Raw genomic sequence first — 587 nt, forward strand, 5'->3', positions numbered from 1 at the left:
GCCCTGGGTTTTGTGGAGGCTGGTTTATCTGGTGCCGGTGGTTGCCGGTTGTGATTGTTTCTGGCTGTTCTGGCTGACGTCGGGGATCCAGGCGGCTTTGTGCTCGGCGGGGGGCGCATGCCGATGGCGGAGTGTGGTCGGATGGTGCCCGTACCAGTGCACCCACTCGGCGGTGGCGACCACGGGCGGCGTCGATGTCCTGCCAGGGTCCCTGGTTACGGATCAGCTCGGCCTTGTACAGCGAGTTGAGCGCCTCGGCCAGAGCGAAGCCGAAAGGAGTCCCCCTTTGGAACCCACCGAGGCGACCGCCTCGCACTCGAACAGGGCCTGCCCGTAGCGGATGGACCTGTACTGCACGCCGCGGTCGCAAGTGATGCACCAGGCCAGAGAGATCAGCCCCTTGACGTTTCCGCTGCCAGACGGCCATCTCCAGGGCGTCCAGGGCCAGGTCGGTGCGCGCTGGCCGGTAGGTGGTCTGCCAGCCGATGATCCTCCGGGAGTACACGTCGGTCACGAAAGCCACATAGACCCACCCGGAGAAGACGCGTACATAGGAGGGGGGCACCTCCCGCTTGCGGGGGAATGTC

The 587-nt window shown here is 65.8% G+C and carries 1 pseudogene; it reads right to left on the reverse strand.

From position 1 onward, the window contains the following. Window positions 1-565: pseudogene (locus HMPREF9056_RS15015) on the reverse strand (hypothetical protein); the annotation flags it as partial. Between the last annotated feature and the right edge of the window lie 22 nt (window positions 566-587).

The sequence above is a fragment of the Actinomyces sp. oral taxon 170 str. F0386 genome, from assembly GCF_000195595.1.
GTDB lineage: Bacteria > Actinomycetota > Actinomycetes > Actinomycetales > Actinomycetaceae > Actinomyces.